This window comes from Weissella paramesenteroides ATCC 33313, from assembly GCF_000160575.1.
GTDB classification, from domain to species: Bacteria; Bacillota; Bacilli; order Lactobacillales; family Lactobacillaceae; genus Weissella; species Weissella paramesenteroides.
This window is the reverse complement of sequence record NZ_GG697132.1, coordinates 54,609-71,537: the sequence shown is the minus strand read 5'-3', so window position 1 is coordinate 71,537 and position 16,929 is coordinate 54,609. Positions and strand designations below refer to the sequence as shown.

13 protein-coding genes and 2 pseudogenes are annotated in these 16,929 nt (G+C 37.7%); 13 read left to right on the top strand and 2 right to left on the bottom strand.

Going from position 1 to position 16,929, the window contains the following annotated elements:
• Positions 1 to 45 precede the first annotated feature (45 nt).
• Positions 46 to 765 carry a 2,3-diphosphoglycerate-dependent phosphoglycerate mutase gene (gpmA, locus tag HMPREF0877_RS07260; protein WP_002828672.1) on the top strand — a complete coding sequence of 240 codons (720 nt, stop codon included), beginning with the start codon at positions 46 to 48 and terminating at the stop codon, positions 763 to 765.
• Between the two features lie 155 nt (positions 766 to 920).
• On the opposite strand, the gene HMPREF0877_RS07255 is transcribed toward gpmA, so the two are convergent.
• Positions 921 to 1,304 carry a winged helix-turn-helix transcriptional regulator gene (locus HMPREF0877_RS07255; RefSeq protein WP_040760965.1) on the bottom strand — a complete coding sequence of 128 codons (384 nt, stop codon included), beginning with the start codon at positions 1,302 to 1,304 and terminating at the stop codon, positions 921 to 923.
• 108 nt (positions 1,305 to 1,412) lie between these two features.
• On the opposite strand from HMPREF0877_RS07255, the gene HMPREF0877_RS07250 reads away from it, so the two are divergent.
• The 5 genes from HMPREF0877_RS07250 to argH all read left to right on the top strand — a co-directional run bounded on the left by HMPREF0877_RS07250 (position 1,413) and on the right by argH (position 6,848).
• On the top strand, positions 1,413 to 1,919 hold the full coding sequence (locus HMPREF0877_RS07250; RefSeq protein WP_002828670.1) for a type 1 glutamine amidotransferase domain-containing protein: 507 nt from the start codon (positions 1,413 to 1,415) through the stop codon (positions 1,917 to 1,919).
• Positions 1,920 to 2,160: 241 nt separating this feature from the next.
• A complete protein-coding gene (locus HMPREF0877_RS07245) occupies positions 2,161 to 3,492 on the top strand; it encodes a gluconate:H+ symporter (RefSeq protein WP_002828669.1) in 1,332 nt (443 codons plus the stop codon).
• A 215-nt stretch (positions 3,493 to 3,707) separates the two neighbouring features.
• Positions 3,708 to 4,025: a SemiSWEET family transporter gene (locus HMPREF0877_RS07240; protein WP_002828668.1), complete on the top strand. Its 318-nt coding sequence runs from the start codon at positions 3,708 to 3,710 to the stop codon at positions 4,023 to 4,025.
• Positions 4,026 to 4,223: 198 nt separating this feature from the next.
• Positions 4,224 to 5,447: an argininosuccinate synthase gene (locus HMPREF0877_RS07235; RefSeq protein WP_002828667.1), complete on the top strand. Its 1,224-nt coding sequence runs from the start codon at positions 4,224 to 4,226 to the stop codon at positions 5,445 to 5,447.
• Positions 5,448 to 5,462: 15 nt separating this feature from the next.
• Positions 5,463 to 6,848 carry an argininosuccinate lyase gene (gene argH, locus HMPREF0877_RS07230; RefSeq protein ID WP_002828666.1) on the top strand — a complete coding sequence of 462 codons (1,386 nt, stop codon included), beginning with the start codon at positions 5,463 to 5,465 and terminating at the stop codon, positions 6,846 to 6,848.
• A gap of 286 nt (positions 6,849 to 7,134) precedes the next feature.
• Here argH and HMPREF0877_RS07225 read toward each other — a convergent pair whose 3' ends face one another.
• Positions 7,135 to 8,097, bottom strand: a complete 963-nt coding sequence (locus HMPREF0877_RS07225) for an AraC family transcriptional regulator (RefSeq protein WP_040760963.1) — start codon at positions 8,095 to 8,097, stop codon at positions 7,135 to 7,137.
• Between the two features lie 344 nt (positions 8,098 to 8,441).
• Between HMPREF0877_RS07225 and HMPREF0877_RS07220 the strand changes: the two are divergent.
• The 7 genes and pseudogenes from HMPREF0877_RS07220 to HMPREF0877_RS07190 all read left to right on the top strand — a co-directional run bounded on the left by HMPREF0877_RS07220 (position 8,442) and on the right by HMPREF0877_RS07190 (position 16,918).
• Positions 8,442 to 9,323, top strand: a pseudogene (locus HMPREF0877_RS07220) (MFS transporter).
• 21 nt (positions 9,324 to 9,344) lie between these two features.
• Positions 9,345 to 11,312 carry a glycoside hydrolase family 127 protein gene (locus tag HMPREF0877_RS07215; protein ID WP_002828662.1) on the top strand — a complete coding sequence of 656 codons (1,968 nt, stop codon included), beginning with the start codon at positions 9,345 to 9,347 and terminating at the stop codon, positions 11,310 to 11,312.
• Positions 11,313 to 11,732: 420 nt separating this feature from the next.
• Complete coding sequence (locus HMPREF0877_RS07210) at positions 11,733 to 12,500, top strand: ABC transporter permease subunit (protein ID WP_002828660.1); 768 nt, start codon at positions 11,733 to 11,735, stop codon at positions 12,498 to 12,500.
• A gap of 109 nt (positions 12,501 to 12,609) precedes the next feature.
• A pseudogene (locus HMPREF0877_RS07205) lies at positions 12,610 to 13,230 on the top strand (ABC transporter ATP-binding protein); the annotation flags it as partial.
• Positions 13,231 to 13,243: 13 nt separating this feature from the next.
• Positions 13,244 to 14,200, top strand: coding sequence for an aliphatic sulfonate ABC transporter substrate-binding protein (locus HMPREF0877_RS07200; RefSeq protein ID WP_002828656.1), 957 nt, complete (start codon positions 13,244 to 13,246; stop codon positions 14,198 to 14,200).
• A 31-nt stretch (positions 14,201 to 14,231) separates the two neighbouring features.
• Positions 14,232 to 15,743 (top strand): AMP-binding protein, encoded by a 1,512-nt coding sequence (locus HMPREF0877_RS07195; protein WP_002828654.1) that lies wholly within the window; start codon positions 14,232 to 14,234, stop codon positions 15,741 to 15,743.
• A 5-nt stretch (positions 15,744 to 15,748) separates the two neighbouring features.
• A complete protein-coding gene (locus HMPREF0877_RS07190) occupies positions 15,749 to 16,918 on the top strand; it encodes an acyltransferase family protein (RefSeq protein WP_002828653.1) in 1,170 nt (389 codons plus the stop codon).
• The last annotated feature ends 11 nt before the right edge of the window (positions 16,919 to 16,929 follow it).

Genomic DNA, 16,929 nt, shown 5'->3' with positions numbered 1-16,929 from the left:
TTTGTTACAATAAGAACGAACAAAATTAGAAAAAGAGGTGTACCAATGGCAAAGTTGGTTTTAATTCGTCACGGTCAAAGTGAATGGAATGCATTGAACTTATTCAATGGATGGGTTGACACAAAGTTGAGTGATAAGGGTATTGCTCAAGCTAAGACAGCTGGACAATTGTTGGCTAAAGAAGGTATTCAATTCGATCAAGCTTATACGTCAGTTTTGACACGTGCCATTACGACATTGCACTTGGCATTGGAAGAAGCAGATCAATTGTGGATTCCAGAGGTTAAGTCATGGCGTTTGAACGAACGTCATTACGGTGCTTTGCAAGGCTTGAACAAGGCCGATGCAGCAAAGAAGTGGGGTGACGAACAAGTTCACCAATGGCGTCGTTCGTATGACGTTTTGCCTCCTCTACTAGAAGAGCAATCAGAAACAATGACGATTGATGGTAAGACTTATCCTGCATTGGATCGTCGTTACCATGATGTACCAGAAGGTGAATTGCCAAAGGGTGAGAACTTGAAGGTTACTTTGGATCGTGTCTTGCCATTCTGGGATTCAGACATCTCAAAGGCATTGAAAGACGGTAAGAACGTTGTTATCGGTGCCCACGGAAACTCATTGCGTGCCCTAGTAAAGCACGTTGAGCAAATCTCAGACGCTGACATCATGGGTGTTGAAATCGCCAATGGTGAGCCATGGGTTTACGATTTGGATGAAGATTTGAACGTTGTTTCAAAGAAGATCTTGAAGCCAGAAGCTTAATTAGAAATATAAAAAATAGAGACTACTGACAGTGATGTTGGTAGTCTTTTTTGTTGTATATAAAAATTTAGGCATAAAAATTCCCAGAAAGTTAAATGGTTACTTTAACTTTCCAGGTTAGGTTTATAAATTCATGGAATTTTTAGGGTTCTTCATCATATTTTTGGTTCGTAATCAACATTTAGCGTTGCTAATCGATTTGTTCCCCACGTAAACATCAATTCAATGATTGGCATCAAGCTCTCGCCGGTTGAGGTCAAAGAATAGAAAACAGCTTTACGATTTTTAATGAGTGTTTCATGGCGGGTTACTAACCCATCTTCGACTAATTCATTGAGTTGTTGTGATAGTACTTTGTGGGTCGCGTTATCCAAAAGTTGTTGAATTTGGCTAAAACGCATTTGGCCGTCGTGTGAAAGATGATAGATAATGACTATTTTATATTTGCCAGAAAACATTGAAAGGGTGTATTCCTTGGCACAATTAAAATCTTTCTTTTGAATCTTGTTAATGGCATATTTTCTGATTATATCTGTCATAAAATTTTCTCCGTTAATGTTAGATTTCATACGCACAAAAAAGTGCGTTATTGTATTGCCGTTCATTTAGGTATAAATTATATACCATAATAAAGGAGGTTGTTAATTATGACAAAGAAAGTTGCGGTTGTTGTCACTGATTTAGTAGAGGATGTTGAATTTACCGATCCAGTTGAAGCTATTAAGAACGCGGGACATGATGTGACAACTATTGGTTTTGAGGTAGGAACTATAAAAGGTAAGCATGGTACTAAAATTAACATCGATAAGTCTATTGCTGATGTAGCACCTGAAGATTTTGAAGCTTTGTTTATTCCTGGTGGTTTTTCACCTGACCAATTACGTGCTGACCAACGATTTGTCGACTTTGTAAAGTCATTCTTATCAAAGAATAAGTTGACTGCAAGTATTTGCCACGGTCCGCAATTGATGATTCAAACTGGTTTGGTACACGGTCGCACCATGACATCTTACCTAACTGTACAACCAGATTTGTATTATGCAGGAGCTCGGATTGAAGACCAACCAGTGGTTATTGATGGTAACTTGATTACAAGTCGTGAACCTAAAGATATTCCAGCATTCAATGAAGCTGTTGTTGCGGCTTTAGCGTAATGTAAATTTTAAAATTACAGAAACTATAAAGACTACTAACAGAAATGTTGTAGTCTTTTTTTGTGTAATTTTATGAGCAGAAAGAATCTGAATCTTTTCAATATGTCAAGCTTTTAGTAAACAAAACATGAAATATCTGAGTTCCAAAATGGAATGTCAAAATGCTAGCCAACGGCAATGTAAACGATTACAATATAGATGTGATAGATTTTATTATGTTTATTTATAGGGAGATTTTATTATGCCATTATTTTGGGTATTGGTGGGCATTGTTTTATTGATTTTGCTGATTGTGAAATTTAAATTAAATACATATGTCTCATTATTAGTAACCGCTGTATTTTTGGCCTTGGTGCTTGGTATTCCGGTCGATAAAATTGGACCAGCTATTGAAACTGGTATTGGTGGCCAATTAGGTCACCTAGCCATTGTTTTCGGATTAGGATCAATGATTGGAAAACTCGTTTCTGATACTGGTGGTGGTTATCGTATTGCGCATACACTCATTCAGAAATTTGGTCGTAGGCAAATTCAAATTGCAATCATTCTGGCTTCATTTATTGTCGGTATTGCATTGTTCTTCGAAGTAGGGTTGGTTGTCTTACTACCAATTTTGTTCGTGATTGCTAAAGAGTTGCGCGTGCCTTTGCTTTATCTAGGTATTCCAATGGCAGCAACTTTGAATACCGCGCATGCATTTTTGCCACCACATCCAGCGCCAACAGCTGTTGCAGGTGTGTTTAATGCAAGTATTGGTCAAGTATTATTGCTAGGTATTATCGCTGCGATACCAACGATTATTATCGCTGGTCCAATTTTTAATATGGTACTCAAGAAGGTTTATCCAAGTGCCTATCATAAAGAGACACCAAATGTCTTTGGTGAATTTAAGACATTTGAAATTGAAGAGACACCTGGATTTAGTATCAGTATTTTAACTTCAATGATGCCAGTTATCTTAATTGGGATAGCAACTATTTTAGATCCATTTTTGAACAAGCATTCAATTATTGGCCAAATCATTGGCTTTATTGGTAGCCCTGACATGGCGATGCTTCTGTCGCTGCTCTTTGCATTATTTACAATGGGCATTTTGCGTGGTATTAAAATGTCAGAAATTGGTAATACATTGACGGAATCGATTAAGCAAATTGCCATGATGCTACTAATTATTGGTGGTGGTGGTGCTCTCAAGGAAGTATTGATTGAAGGTGGTATTTCAGATTATGTTTCGGCATTATTTGCCCATACATCAATGTCACCAATCATTGCCGCTTGGTTAATTACCGCTGTACTACGTGTCAGCTTGGGATCTTCAACAGTTTCAGGAATTACAGCGGCGGGATTGATTGCCCCATTGGTTGCTAGTTCTACTGTTAACCCAGCCTTAATTGTATTGGCAATTGGTGCTGGTTCAGTGTTCGCTGACCATGTTAATGATGCTGGTTTCTGGATGATCAAAGAATACTTTGGTTTGTCATTAAAGGAAACGTTGTTGTCTTGGACAACACTGACTAGTGTCCTAGCACTTGCTGGATTAGGTTCAGTGCTATTACTATCATTGTTTGTATAACGATTGAAGCAATAGAAAATTAATTGATTATTTAGATCATTTAGTAGCCAAATTCATTTTGAATTTGGCTACTTTTTTATATATAAAATGTTCATATTATAACATTCTTTCATAAGTAAATAACATTTTAACAATTGACCCTTGCATAATAAATAAATACGACTATTATATATGTCGTACATACTTTTAGCTTTAGGAGGCAATCAACAAGAAAAATGGACAGCGGAACCGATAAATCTAGTGATAGACGGCGCTTTATTGATGTAAGTAGTAGGGTTACTATCGTAAGGTTGATTAGTATATTAGCAACCATTATGTGTGTGCTCATGTATTTATCGTATATAACCGAAATTCAAAGTAACCTTGCTGGCAATCCAGTACCACTCGTTCAACCACTAACTATGATGTTAGATGCTGTACTGTGGACTGGGTATGGATGGTTAAAAAAATATCGAGATTGGCCATTGGTGATATCAAATGTACCAGGCGTATTCTTAGGTATTGCTACTATCATTACAATATACGTTCATTAAATTTAAATATAATTAATAGAGACAAAAGACTACTTGAACTTTCCGCCAAAAATTGGCGGAAAGTTCGGTAGCTTTTTTATTTAAAATATGCAGTTTAAAATGAATATACGGTTAACTTATGAATAAATCACAAAAACTGTTGCATTTTATGTATATTTATTCTATTATTTAAAAAACGTCCAAAGAGGGGGAACGATTATGAGCAAAGAGAAAGTGGTTTTAGCATATTCTGGTGGATTAGATACATCGGTAGAAATTGCCTGGTTAAAAAATGCGGGGTATGACGTGATTGCATGTTGTATCGATGTTGGTGAAGAAAAGGATCTGGTTAAGATTCAGGAAAAGGGTAAGCAAGTTGGCGCGATTGAATCTGTGGTGATTGATGCCCAACAGGAATTTGCCGAGGAATACGTATTAGTGGCGCTACAAGCACATGCTTATTATGAAGGTAAATATCCTTTAATTTCAGCGTTATCACGACCATTGATTGCCAAGAAACTTGTTGAAGTTGCCAAACAATATGGCGCAACAGCCATCGCTCATGGTTGCACGGGTAAGGGTAATGATCAAGTTCGTTTTGAGACGGAAATTCATGCATTGGCGCCAGAAATGAAGATTGAAGATCCTATTCGTGATCAACATATGTCGCGTGAAATGGAGATTGCCTATGCAAAAGAAAATGGCATCCCCGTGCCAATCACAAAAGAGAGTCCTTATTCAATCGACGAAAATCTTTGGGGTCGTGCCAATGAGTGTGGTGTACTTGAGGATCCATGGGCAACAGCACCTGAGGATGCTTACGAACGAACAAATGCACTAGAAAATACGCCGGACGCACCAGACTATGTAGAAATTACCTTTGAGCAAGGCGTGCCAGTTGCACTTAATGGTCAAGCGTATGAATTGGCTGAGCTCATTAAAGAACTCAATCAAGTAGCTGGTAAGCATGGTATTGGTCGTATCGATCATGTGGAAAATCGGTTGATTGGTATCAAGTCACGTGAAATTTATGAAGCACCGGGTGCCGAAGTTTTGCTAAAGGCACATAAGGATTTGGAAGATTTAACAACGACAAAGGATTTGGCACACTTTAAGCCGATTATTGAGAAGCAAATTGCTGAGACTATTTACAATGCATTATGGTACACACCATTATTTGATTCATTAAAGGCATTTATTGCTGAAAGTCAAAAAGAAGTGAACGGTGTTGTTCGTGTCAAATTGTTTAAGGGTAATGTGATTTGTGAAGGTCGGCAATCAGACAACTCTCTATATAGCCTAGATTTGGCGACATATACTTCAGCAGATGCTTTTGATCAAGAATCAGCCGCTGGCTTCATTAAATTGTATAGTTTACCTTCAGTTGTTCATGCACAAGTGCAACAAAAATTAGCAGCAGCTGAACAATTAGTTTTAAAGTAGAAAGTGGGCAAATTGATGGCAACAAATCAAATGTGGGGTGGTCGGTTTGAAAAAGGCAATCGGTCAGATGTTGTGGCATTTAATGCATCGATTGCTTTTGACCAACGATTAGCAAAACATGATTTAATCGGTTCGATAGCTCATGCGAAGATGTTGACCCACACCAAGATACTTTCAGAATTAGATGGAACGCAAATCATTGGGGGGCTTGAAAAACTACAGGAAAAATTAATGGCAGGGAAATTGGTTTTTTCGGACACGTTTGAAGATATTCATATGAATATTGAACATCTCTTGCAACAAGAAATTGGAGATGTGGCTGGTAAATTGCATACGGCTAGAAGTCGAAATGACCAAACGGCTACTGACATGCATCTTTTTATGAAGGACGAAATCGTGACAATCATGTCATTATTAGATGAGCTAATGGAAGTTGTTGTCACAAAAGCTGAAATGAACGTCAATACGTTGATGGCTGGCTATACTCATTTACAACACGCACAGCCTATTTCATACGCCCACTACTTGATGGCTTATTATGAAATGTTTACGCGTGATCGTGAAAGATTTCAATCGGCATACAATAGCGCAGATCAATCACCATTAGGTGCGGCTGCCTTGGCAGGGACAACATTTCCGATTGATCGTGAGTATAGTGCCCAAGCATTGCATTTTGCGGGGAATTATCAAAATTCGATTGATGCAGTATCTGATCGGGATTATCTATTAGATTTCTTACATGCTTCAGCAACCTTAATGATGCATTTAAGTCGTTTCTGTGAAGAAATTATTCAATGGAATTCTTATGAATTTGGTTATATTGAAATCAGTGATGAATTTGCGACGGGTAGTTCGATCATGCCACAAAAGAAGAACCCAGATGTTGCTGAATTGATCCGGGGCAAAACCGGCCGCGTTTATGGCTCATTATTTTCGTTGCTAACCACATTAAAAGGGTTGCCACTAGCTTATGATAAGGATTTGCAAGAAGATAAAGAAGGTGTTTTTGACACAATTGATACCTTGAAGGCATGTGTTTCGCTGTTTACAGACATGTTAGCCAGTATTCAAGTTAAATCAGATAAATTACAGGCCTCATTAAAGGACGATTTTTCAAATGCAACGGAGCTCGCGGATTACTTAGCTGATAAGGGATTACCATTCCGGCAAGCGCATCAGGTTGTGGGAAAGTTAGTTCATTATGGTATTGCCAATAATGTGCCACTGCAAAAAATGTCACTGACCCAGTTACAAGAATTTGAGCCATTGATAGCAGATGATGTCTATGATGTTCTTGATCCAGAAAACGCAGTAGCACGGCGAATTTCTTTAGGATCAACTGGTTTTGATCAAGTAAAGTATCAAATTAAACAGGCCAAAGAAACGTTGACCCAAAAATGATATGAGAAAAAACACATGCGTTAGATAATGTTGTCCAGCGAGACAAATCTAACGCATGTGTTTTTATTTTTTGGACTGCCGTTGTCGATTATCATGAGCTAGACTTAAGTAGATTAAAATCAATAAGATGGCAGCACCACTGATTGTATAGAGATTGTTGGCAATTTTATGGTCAGCAACTTCCCAAGCTAAGTAAATGAGAATGAGCTGTAAACTGTAAACACCATGAAATTAAAGATTGACCAGCAATTATTTTAGTGAATAATTTCGTGAATTGAGACTCCTTTTATTGATGAAAATTTTTATCTGGTAGATTGCCATTTTCTGGAATGTAGTCAAGCATGTCCTCAATTCGTTTAGGGATTGGAATTTGCGGATCAATGTGAGGATTGTTTTGATGAACCAGGCGATATGATTGCCGATAATCAGTCGGTGATAGGCCAGTTGTTGCTTTAAACTTATGCGTAAATATTTTAGGATCTGTAAAGTAAGCAGCAGCTGCAATCTGTTTGATTGACATTTCTGTGCGAATTAATAATAACGAGGCAACCTCAATTTTTAAATGATTCAAATACTGTAGGGTTGTCATGCCAGTATATTTTTTGAATAACCGAGTTAAGTAATCTGGATTTAAATGAACATGGTCAGAGATTTCTGCAACCGTCAATGTTGCAGAAATATTTGCACGAATCCATTCCTTAATATAATTGATTTTTGAACGTTCATCGGGTTGGTTTTGTGAGACAAACGCTTTAAATAAATAGATAAGTAGTGTTGATGTTAAATAATCACGCTCATCAATATAGGATAGGCTATTATTGATCGATAGCATCTGATGAACCAAAATTAAAATTTGTTGGTCATTTTCCAGTGTGAATTGGAGTGGTAAGGCAATTTGTTGCTGCTTGGTTGCTGCTGACTGGACTTGTTCAATAAATGCTGCGGGGGTGCTGGTAAAGATTTTCTCTTTAAATTGAGAGAAGAAGTGGAACCAGTAAAAATCAACCGGGTCGTTGCTTTCACGAAAACCACCAAATGGCGTAAATGGTGGAATCACGAGGACATCATGTGCATGAAGCTTCACGTATTGTTGATCGATTTCTAAATAAATCGGACCTTTAACACAAATAATAACTTCATAATCACCTTTATGGAACATACGCTTATGTTGCCAGTGTTGATTACTAATGAATTCACCGCCTTTATAAAATAGCATCGTTTTATCTAATGTAAACGTCGAAAAAAGCATAAGTTGCACCTCAATTGAATGGTCGGAAATAAACACCTAATATCGTATTTTCGCATCATCTAACTTTAACTCATAACACTATGATAATACATTATCATCCTGATGAAACGGTTTTCTAAAGTAGTCGGAAATGATTACCTTATGTGCAAGTATATATCTTTTTCGAATGTTTGAAAACGGTTACAATAGCTTTGTGAATAGGTAATCAAATGTTGGATTGCCCCAAAAACCAGAGGGAGATTATTATCATGAGTTCAAATACGGATAACAACAGTCAAGTGAATCGTCATGTTGATGCTGCACAAAAGTTGTTAGCATAAGACAAACTACCTTTCCAACGTAAAATTACGTATGGTTTCACAGATATGTCTGGTAACTTGCTTTACTGTATTATCAGTTCATACATGCTATATTTTTTCACGAATGTTTTCGGACTTTCTGTCGGTGTTGCAGGAGTCTTACTATTAATTGGTCGTGTTTTTGATGCAATTGGGGCACCCATTATGGGTATTTTGGTTGATTATACGCACAGTAAGTATGGAAAAAGTCGCCCATGGTTTTTATGGGGCGCATTATCATTTGCAATTTTCGTCTGGTTACTATTTACGACACCTGATATTAGTAATACTGCAAAAATTAGTTATGCTGGTGTCATGTATATTTTGGCTGACTTTTCTTATACGGCCATGTCAACGCCGATTACATCTGTATTACCTAATTTAACAACGAATACAGATGATCGGATGCAAGCGAACTCTATTCGTTTGGTGTTTTTGACAATTATTGGACAGATCTGGATGGGATTTGCTGGTAGTAACACGACTTCAGCATTGATTGGGTGGTGTGTTGCATGTATTGGTGCTGGTTCAGCATGTACGATGTTCTTTGCCATGGTTGGTGATACCGTTGACTTTGGTGAATGGGAAACAGGTATTCGTGCAAATGGTTTCTTAACAGCTATTGGAGCAGCATTCTGTATTTAAATGGGGTCTGGTCTAGGCTCATTTATTGTTTCGATGTTACTAAATAGTGTTGGTTTTGATGCATCACATGCTGTGCAATCAGCAAGTAGTTTAACTGGTATTCATCTATCATTCATTTGGGTACCCATCATTATTTACATCATCAGCTTGATACTAATGGTAACTTACCGTAAGTGGGAGCGTCATGAACCAGTGGTACAAAAAGAATTAGCAGAACGTGAAGTTGAAGCAGAAGAAGCATAACCGAAAGGAATTTTTATAAAAATGAGTCACAATGAAATGATACAATTAAACCAAGTACAGGTAACATCTGAATTTTGGCAACGTTATCGCAATTTAGTTGTAAAGGAAGTGCTACCTTATCAATGGGAAGTTATGAACGATCAGGCCAATATCAATATTGCTGATGATCCACAAAACAATGGGCAGGATAATAATAGTCATGCAATTGCTAATTTAAAGATTGCAGCTGGTTTGAAATCTGGTCACCACTATGGCTTTCCTTTCCAAGATACTGATGTTTATAAATGGTTAGAAGCAGCTGCGTATTCATTTTCATATCATCAAGATGATAATTTGAAAAAGATGACGGACGAATTGATTGATTTAATCGCTGATGCACAAGACGATGATGGCTATTTATCAACATATTTCCAAATTGATGCACCTGAAAGAAAGTTTAAGCGGCTACAACAGTCGCATGAACTATATACGATGGGTCATTATATAGAAGCTGGTGTTGCCTATTATCAAGCAACTGGTAATCAAAAGGCATTGCAGATTGCCGAACGGATGGCCGATTGTATTGATAAAAACTTTGGCCTAAAAGATGGTCAAATTCATGGTTATGATGGACACCCAGAAATTGAACTAGCCTTGGCAAGATTATTCGAAGCGACGCAAGAGCAACGTTATCTTGATTTAGCACATTATTTCTTAAATCAACGTGGTCAAAATCCAGAATTCTTTGATGAACAAATCAAGGCAGACGGTGTCGACCGTGACTTGATTGCAGGTATGCGTGATTTTCCTCGTCGTTATTATCAAGCAGCTGAACCAATCAAAGATCAGCAAACTGCTGATGGTCATGCGGTTCGTGTTGTCTATCTATGTACGGGAATGGCGATGGTTGCGCGGCATACTGGTGATCAAGAATTATTAGCAGCATGCAAGCGATTTTGGAATGACATTGTTAAGCGGCGTATGTATATCACAGGAAACATTGGCTCGACAACTACTGGTGAAGCTTTCACCTACGACTATGATTTACCTAACGATACGATGTACGGTGAAACTTGTGCTTCAGTCGGGATGTCTTTCTTTGCAAAAGAAATGTTAAAGATTGAAGCAAAGGGTGAGTATGGGGACATCTTGGAGAAAGAGTTGTTCAATGGTTCTTTGAGTGGGATGTCATTGGATGGTAAGCATTTCTTCTATGTCAATCCACTAGAGGCTGATCCGACTGCATCAAAGTTAAATCCAGGAAAATCACACATTCTGACACATCGTGCGGATTGGTTCGGGTGCGCTTGCTGTCCAGCTAACTTGGCTCGTTTAATTACTTCAGTTGATCAATATATTTATACGGTGCATGACAATACAATTTTGAGTCATCAATTTATCGCCAATGAAGCAAGTTTTAGTGATGGCGTGACTGTCACTCAGACGAACAATTTCCCATGGCAAGGAGACATTAAGTACCATCTTGAAAATGCCAATCATAAAACATATCAGTTTGGTATTCGTGTACCACAATGGTCACAAGATGAGTTTAGTGTTGCTGTTAATGGTCAAAATGTTGATGCAACAATAGAAGATGGCTTTATTTATCTGACGATTGATCAAGATAACGTCGATATTGAATTAACATTGAATATGGCAACAAAGTTAATGCGCAGTAATAATCGGGTGAAAGCTAACTTTGGTCAGGTTGCAGTTACCCGTGGTCCATTAGTATATGCAGCTGAAGAGGCTGATAACGAGGCACCTCTTTGGGATTATCATGTTAATACGAAAGATGACACAACCTATGATTATCAGGAAGAGACTCTTGGTGGGGTCGGTGTGATTACGGTGCCAGCAACTCGTGAACAACTTGAATCAACTGATGATGCATTATACAAGTCAATTGATGACGTACCAAATGAAATTGATGCGCAATTAACATTAGTACCATATTATAGTTGGGCTAACCGTTTAAACGGCCAAATGCGAGTTTGGCTGTATCGATAAAACATGAAATATTAAATTAGCATAGAAAGAAGTTGGGACAAAAGAATTTGTTCCAACTTCTTTTTGCTAAGAATGTATTAATTATCAGCATGAAAGTTTGATAGCATAAACGCGTTCCAAAAGTCTGAAGCCTCAATGTAACGCAATTTACGCCCTTCCTGTCCTTCGCTTTGCTACGGCCAAAAACGCGCAAATCACGTTACACACCGGCTTCAAACAACTTTTGTCTCGCTCTCTTTTTTAAATGTCATGCAATTGTAAATAATTCAAGGAAAAAATTACCGTAGGTTTAAGTTTGAAATTTTAAGATTGACCTTATTAACAATAAATCCATTAAACACTGTTGTTTTAGAAAGTTTATTAAAATTAAATGATGAATTTTTCTAACCATATAAAAAAGGAGGCTATCATTTGCAAAGGATGATTACTAAAAGTAGAAAAAAGCGACACATAGAGGGCGCCTTACCCTGGCTAATCCCAGTTGCAATCATTATTATCTGGGAAGTCATTGTGGATGCGGGGATGATTGACACAACCTACGTGCCTAGTCCATCTGCAGTCGGTTCACAAGCAATTACTTTATGGCAGGAAGGTACACTACAACAAAATATTGGTATTTCTTTATACCGCGCGACGATTGGGTTACTCATTGGTGGAACGATTGGCTTTACGTTAGGTGTGGCCAATGGATTATCACGGATTAGCAATTTATTATTTAATTCGACCGTCCAAATGATACGTAATATTCCACACTTGGCTTTAATTCCTTTGATTATTATCTGGCTAGGAATTGGTGAACCAGCCAAAGTCACTTTGGTTGCTATTGGGGTAATGTTTCCAATTTACATCAACACCTTACATGGTATTCAATCGATTGATCCGAAATTAATTGAAATGGGCCGTTCATATCAATTATCAAAGTGGCAGATGTTAACAAAAATTATTTTTCCCGGTGCAATGCCAACGATTTTAATGGGGATTCGATACGCTTTAGGGGTTATGTGGACCACATTGATCGTGTCTGAAACAATTTCATCAAGTTCCGGTATTGGGTATATGGAGACCAATGCGCAACAATTCCTAGATATGCCAACAATTTTCTTGGCAATTATTATTTATGCAATTTTAGGTAAGGTATCTGATTGGATTGCAGCGTTATTGGAATCTATTATGCTGGACTGGCAATAAAGAAGGAGAGAATTGTATGGCAGATAATAGCATTGTACATATAAAAAATGTCACAAAAAAATATGATGATAAACTCGTTTTACATGATATAAATTTTGATATTGCACAAGGAGACTTCATTGCCTTTGTTGGTGAATCTGGTGGTGGTAAGTCGACCTTACTACGATTAATTGCGGGATTAGAATTACCAACCTCGGGGGAAATCGTTGTTAATGGTGAAGCGGTTCAAGGACTAAGTCAAGCGACTCGTGTGATGTTTCAAGATGATCGTCTGCTGCCATGGATGACAGTTTTAGACAATTTATCATTTCAATCACGTGATAAAAAAGACCGTGAACGTGCGCAAGAATTGTTAGACTTAGTACAACTACATGACTTTGCAAATCATTTTCCAAACCAGTTGTCTGGTGGTCAAAAACAGCGAGTTGCTTTGGCACGTGCGTTAATGTCTTCACCACAATTGTTATTACTCGATGAACCATTAGGTGCCCTGGATGCACTAACGCGTATTCGGATGCAAGAGTTAATTGCCTCAATTGTTGATCGGGAACAGTTAACCACGATTTTAATCACGCATGATGTTCGCGAGGCAGCAAAAATGGCAGATTATGTGGTTGCCATCAAACATGGAACGACCGGCTTAAAGGTAGCCGGTCAACGTGGTAGTGACGATGAAGTCGCTATGATGCAAGTGGCTAATCAAGTACAAGATTTTATTTTGGCAGATTAATAAAGGAGATCATATGACGAAATCTTGGAAAAAAATAATATTAATTGTGCTATTAATCTTGTGGGCCGGTGGTACTTACTATGGTTATCGGCAGGCGACAGGTGCGGGCGATAAACTGGAAAAGGTGACGATTGGCTATCAAAAAGGAGACCCCGTGGATGTTTCTAAATCTCGTGGGGTGTTAGTTAAGAAAATGAAGGAACACGGTTACCGAGTTGTGTTTAAAGAGTTTTCTGATGGCTCATCTGAAATGCAGGCCCTTATGTCAGGTAGCATAAATTATGCTCGTACAGGGGATACACCACCAATTACCGCAAAGAGCAACATTGCCTATCTTGCTGCCGGTGCTAAGAAAGCCAACGGATCAGGAATTTTAGTAAAAGCAAATTCTGATATAACAAAATTATCTGATTTAAAGGGAAAGAAAGTAGCCTATACACAGGGTACTTCTTCACATTATCTATTGTTGCAGGCTTTATCAAAGGCTAAATTAAGTAATTCTGATATTAAATGGGTCAATATGAAACAGCCTGACGCAGCGATTGCTTTCTCAAAAGGGAAAGTCGATGCGTGGGTCACTTGGGATCCTTATACAGCCCAAGGACAAGTCCAACAAAAAGCACAACTTCTCGTTAACGGCGAGGGTCTCTCAAATAATCGAGACTTTTTGATTTCAACGCAATCTTATGCAAAGAAACATCAAGAAATCAATAAATACCTGGTTAAGTATGTTGGTGAAGACATGAAGTGGGCGAATAAACATCCAAATAAATTGGTTAAATTGCTATCTAAGAAATTACATATGAAGAAAGCAGTAGTACAAAAGATGGTTGATCGTCGTAATTGGACGATGTCTCCTTTGAGTAAATCAGTTATTGCTGATGAACAAAAAATCGCCGATGTTTTCTATGCTAATGATCTCATTAAAAAGCAAATAAAAGTTAGCGATGATGTGATTACAATCAAATAATAATTAGTAGATTAGGAAAGAGAAAATCAATATGACAGTTCTTACTGATGCCTTACAAAGACAGTTAGTAAATCATCAATTAGATACAAAGCTAGTATCATTAGTTGATAATCGAGCATACACTGGCCGTCAAATGGCAGAAATGGTAAATGGGTTAGCAGAAAAATTTACGCAGCATGGCATTAAACAAGGGGATGTCGTTCTGATTGCCTTAACCAATCACTGGACTTATCCATTGATTGAAATGGCCTTGTGGCAATTAGATGCGATTGCCCACCCGATTGCTCCCTCATCAGGAATGGCGGAGATACAAGATGAATTTGAAGAATATCATTATGCAGCAGGAATTTTTGATACGGCATATACTGTTGCTTTAGAGAAAACGACAAACTTTATTGCTGAACCATTTTTAATGGATGGTGCCGAAATTAATTTTTACCGTTACCATATTATGCAAGAAAATAATGCTGGCAATTTTAAACAAACAAATTTGGCGTTAATTTTAAATACCTCGGGATCCACTGGAAAACCCAAGCGTGTGGGCTTAACGCATGAGCAATTGTATCATTCTGCGAAACATATTGCCGCTTCGCAATCATTGACCGACCAAGATGCTGCTTTGGTCGTTATGCCAATGTTTCATGTCAATGCCCAGGTCATTCAATTACTGGGTACGTTGATTTCAGGTGGTAAATTAGTCGTTGCTCAAAAATTTTCGGCCTCAAGATTTTGGTCGGCAATTGCACATCATGAAATCACCTGGGTATCAATTGTACCCACAATCATACAAATTTTACAGATGAATGAAAAAGCAAAATCGGCCTTTAAACAATATCAGCATGATATAAAACTAAAGTATGTTCGATCGGCTTCATTTTCACTACTACCAGACCAGTTAACGGCTTTTGAGAAGCAATATCATTTACCAATTATCGAGGGTTACGGTATGACTGAAGCAGCATCATTGATCGCTTTGAATCCATTTGATGCCCCTAAGGCAGGAACTGTTGGGTTACCGATAGCGACAGATGTTGCTTTATTGATTGATGGTAAGATTTCTAAAAAAGCGGGTCAATCAGGTGAAATTTTATTGCGTGGCGATCATGTGATTACGGACTATCTTGATAGCCGGCCTGATTCATTTTATAATGGGTGGTTACTTACAGGTGACCTTGGTCAATTTGATACTGATGGGTATTTAAAAATTGTTGGTCGAATTAAAGAAATCATTAGTCATGGTGGGGAAAAAGTTGCCCCGCTTGCCATTGAGGCCGTGTTACGACAACTTGATTTTATCGATGAGGTAGTTGTGATTGGTGTGCCGAATACATTGTATGGTGAAGAAGTGGTTGCGGCTGTCATTGCTAATGATAGTGTTAATGGGTTGACGGAAACACAAATGCGGGAAAGAATATTACAATATGCAGCAGATAATCTTTCGTTACCTGCACGACCCACTCGGATTGTCTTTGTGACAGACTATCCACATAATCCAACGGGAAAGGTGATGCGACATAAGTTGATAGCGCAATTAAGTCAATAAAAATTATGGTAGAAGGCAAACAGAAACGAAAATATTTATATGAGGTCGATGTTTTACGACTCATCTTTATTACAGGTGTTTTATTAAATCACACAACGACAATGATCGGCCAAGAGTTAGCAACAGCATCTTGGGAAAGTGGTTTTCTAAATATGACGCATTTATCATTACACTTCACCCGGATGGGCTTCATGTTTATTACGGGCTTGGTATTGTTTTTACAGCATTATCATAAAGAATTACATGTTTGGTCATTTTGGAAGAAACGTTTTTTGGGAGTAGGAATTCCATACGTGAGTTGGTGTTTCCTGTTACTATTGGGAGATACTTTACAACAAAATACCTGGTCTGGTGTGGGCAATTTTTTTGCAGACCTTGTTCATTTAGTTACCCATGGGGATGACTTTTACATGTACTATATAATTGTGACCATGCAATTGTATGTTGTCTTTCCATTATTAGTTTGGCTGTTTAAAAAATTTAGTAACCAGCATAACTTAATTTTGGGGATTTCTTTCGTATTTCAAATCGTATTGCTATTTTTCATTAAATATGGACTACCACATATTGATACCAGCAATTGGCCATTTTTATTTAAAAGTTATGGATTCAACTTACTGGTTTATCAGTTTTACTTTGTGTTGGGGGCATTTGCTTCCATCCATTATGAAGCATTTAAGGGATTTATTGAAAGAAAGCATCGTTTGATTGGTTGGGGAACACTTATCTTAGCGCTTGGAACTCTTGTAGAGTTCTACTATAATCAACATGTTTTGCATCTGTCATTAACAAAAACTTTGGAAATTCATCAACCTTATATTTTCATCTATGACCTATTTATTATTGGATTCGTTATTTGGATTGGTTTGCAATATGCAAAATATAGAGAAAATGGTTTACCACAGTGGCTAGTCAAATTTGTTTCAATTGGTGCAAAAGTTGGCTTTGGGATGTACCTTGGTCAAACCGTTGCGTTAACAATTATGGCAGGTGTTCTAAGTGCCCTTAATATAGCAGATATTGCTAATTTCTTGTTAATCCCAGTGATTTTCATCATTATTGTGCTAATGGATTATTACATGTCGTATTTCTTTTACAAGATACCACCATTTGGCTTCTTGATTGGACGTCCACAATGGCATGTAACTAATCTTTGGAGAAAAGGAAAAAATTAGCCATTCAAATG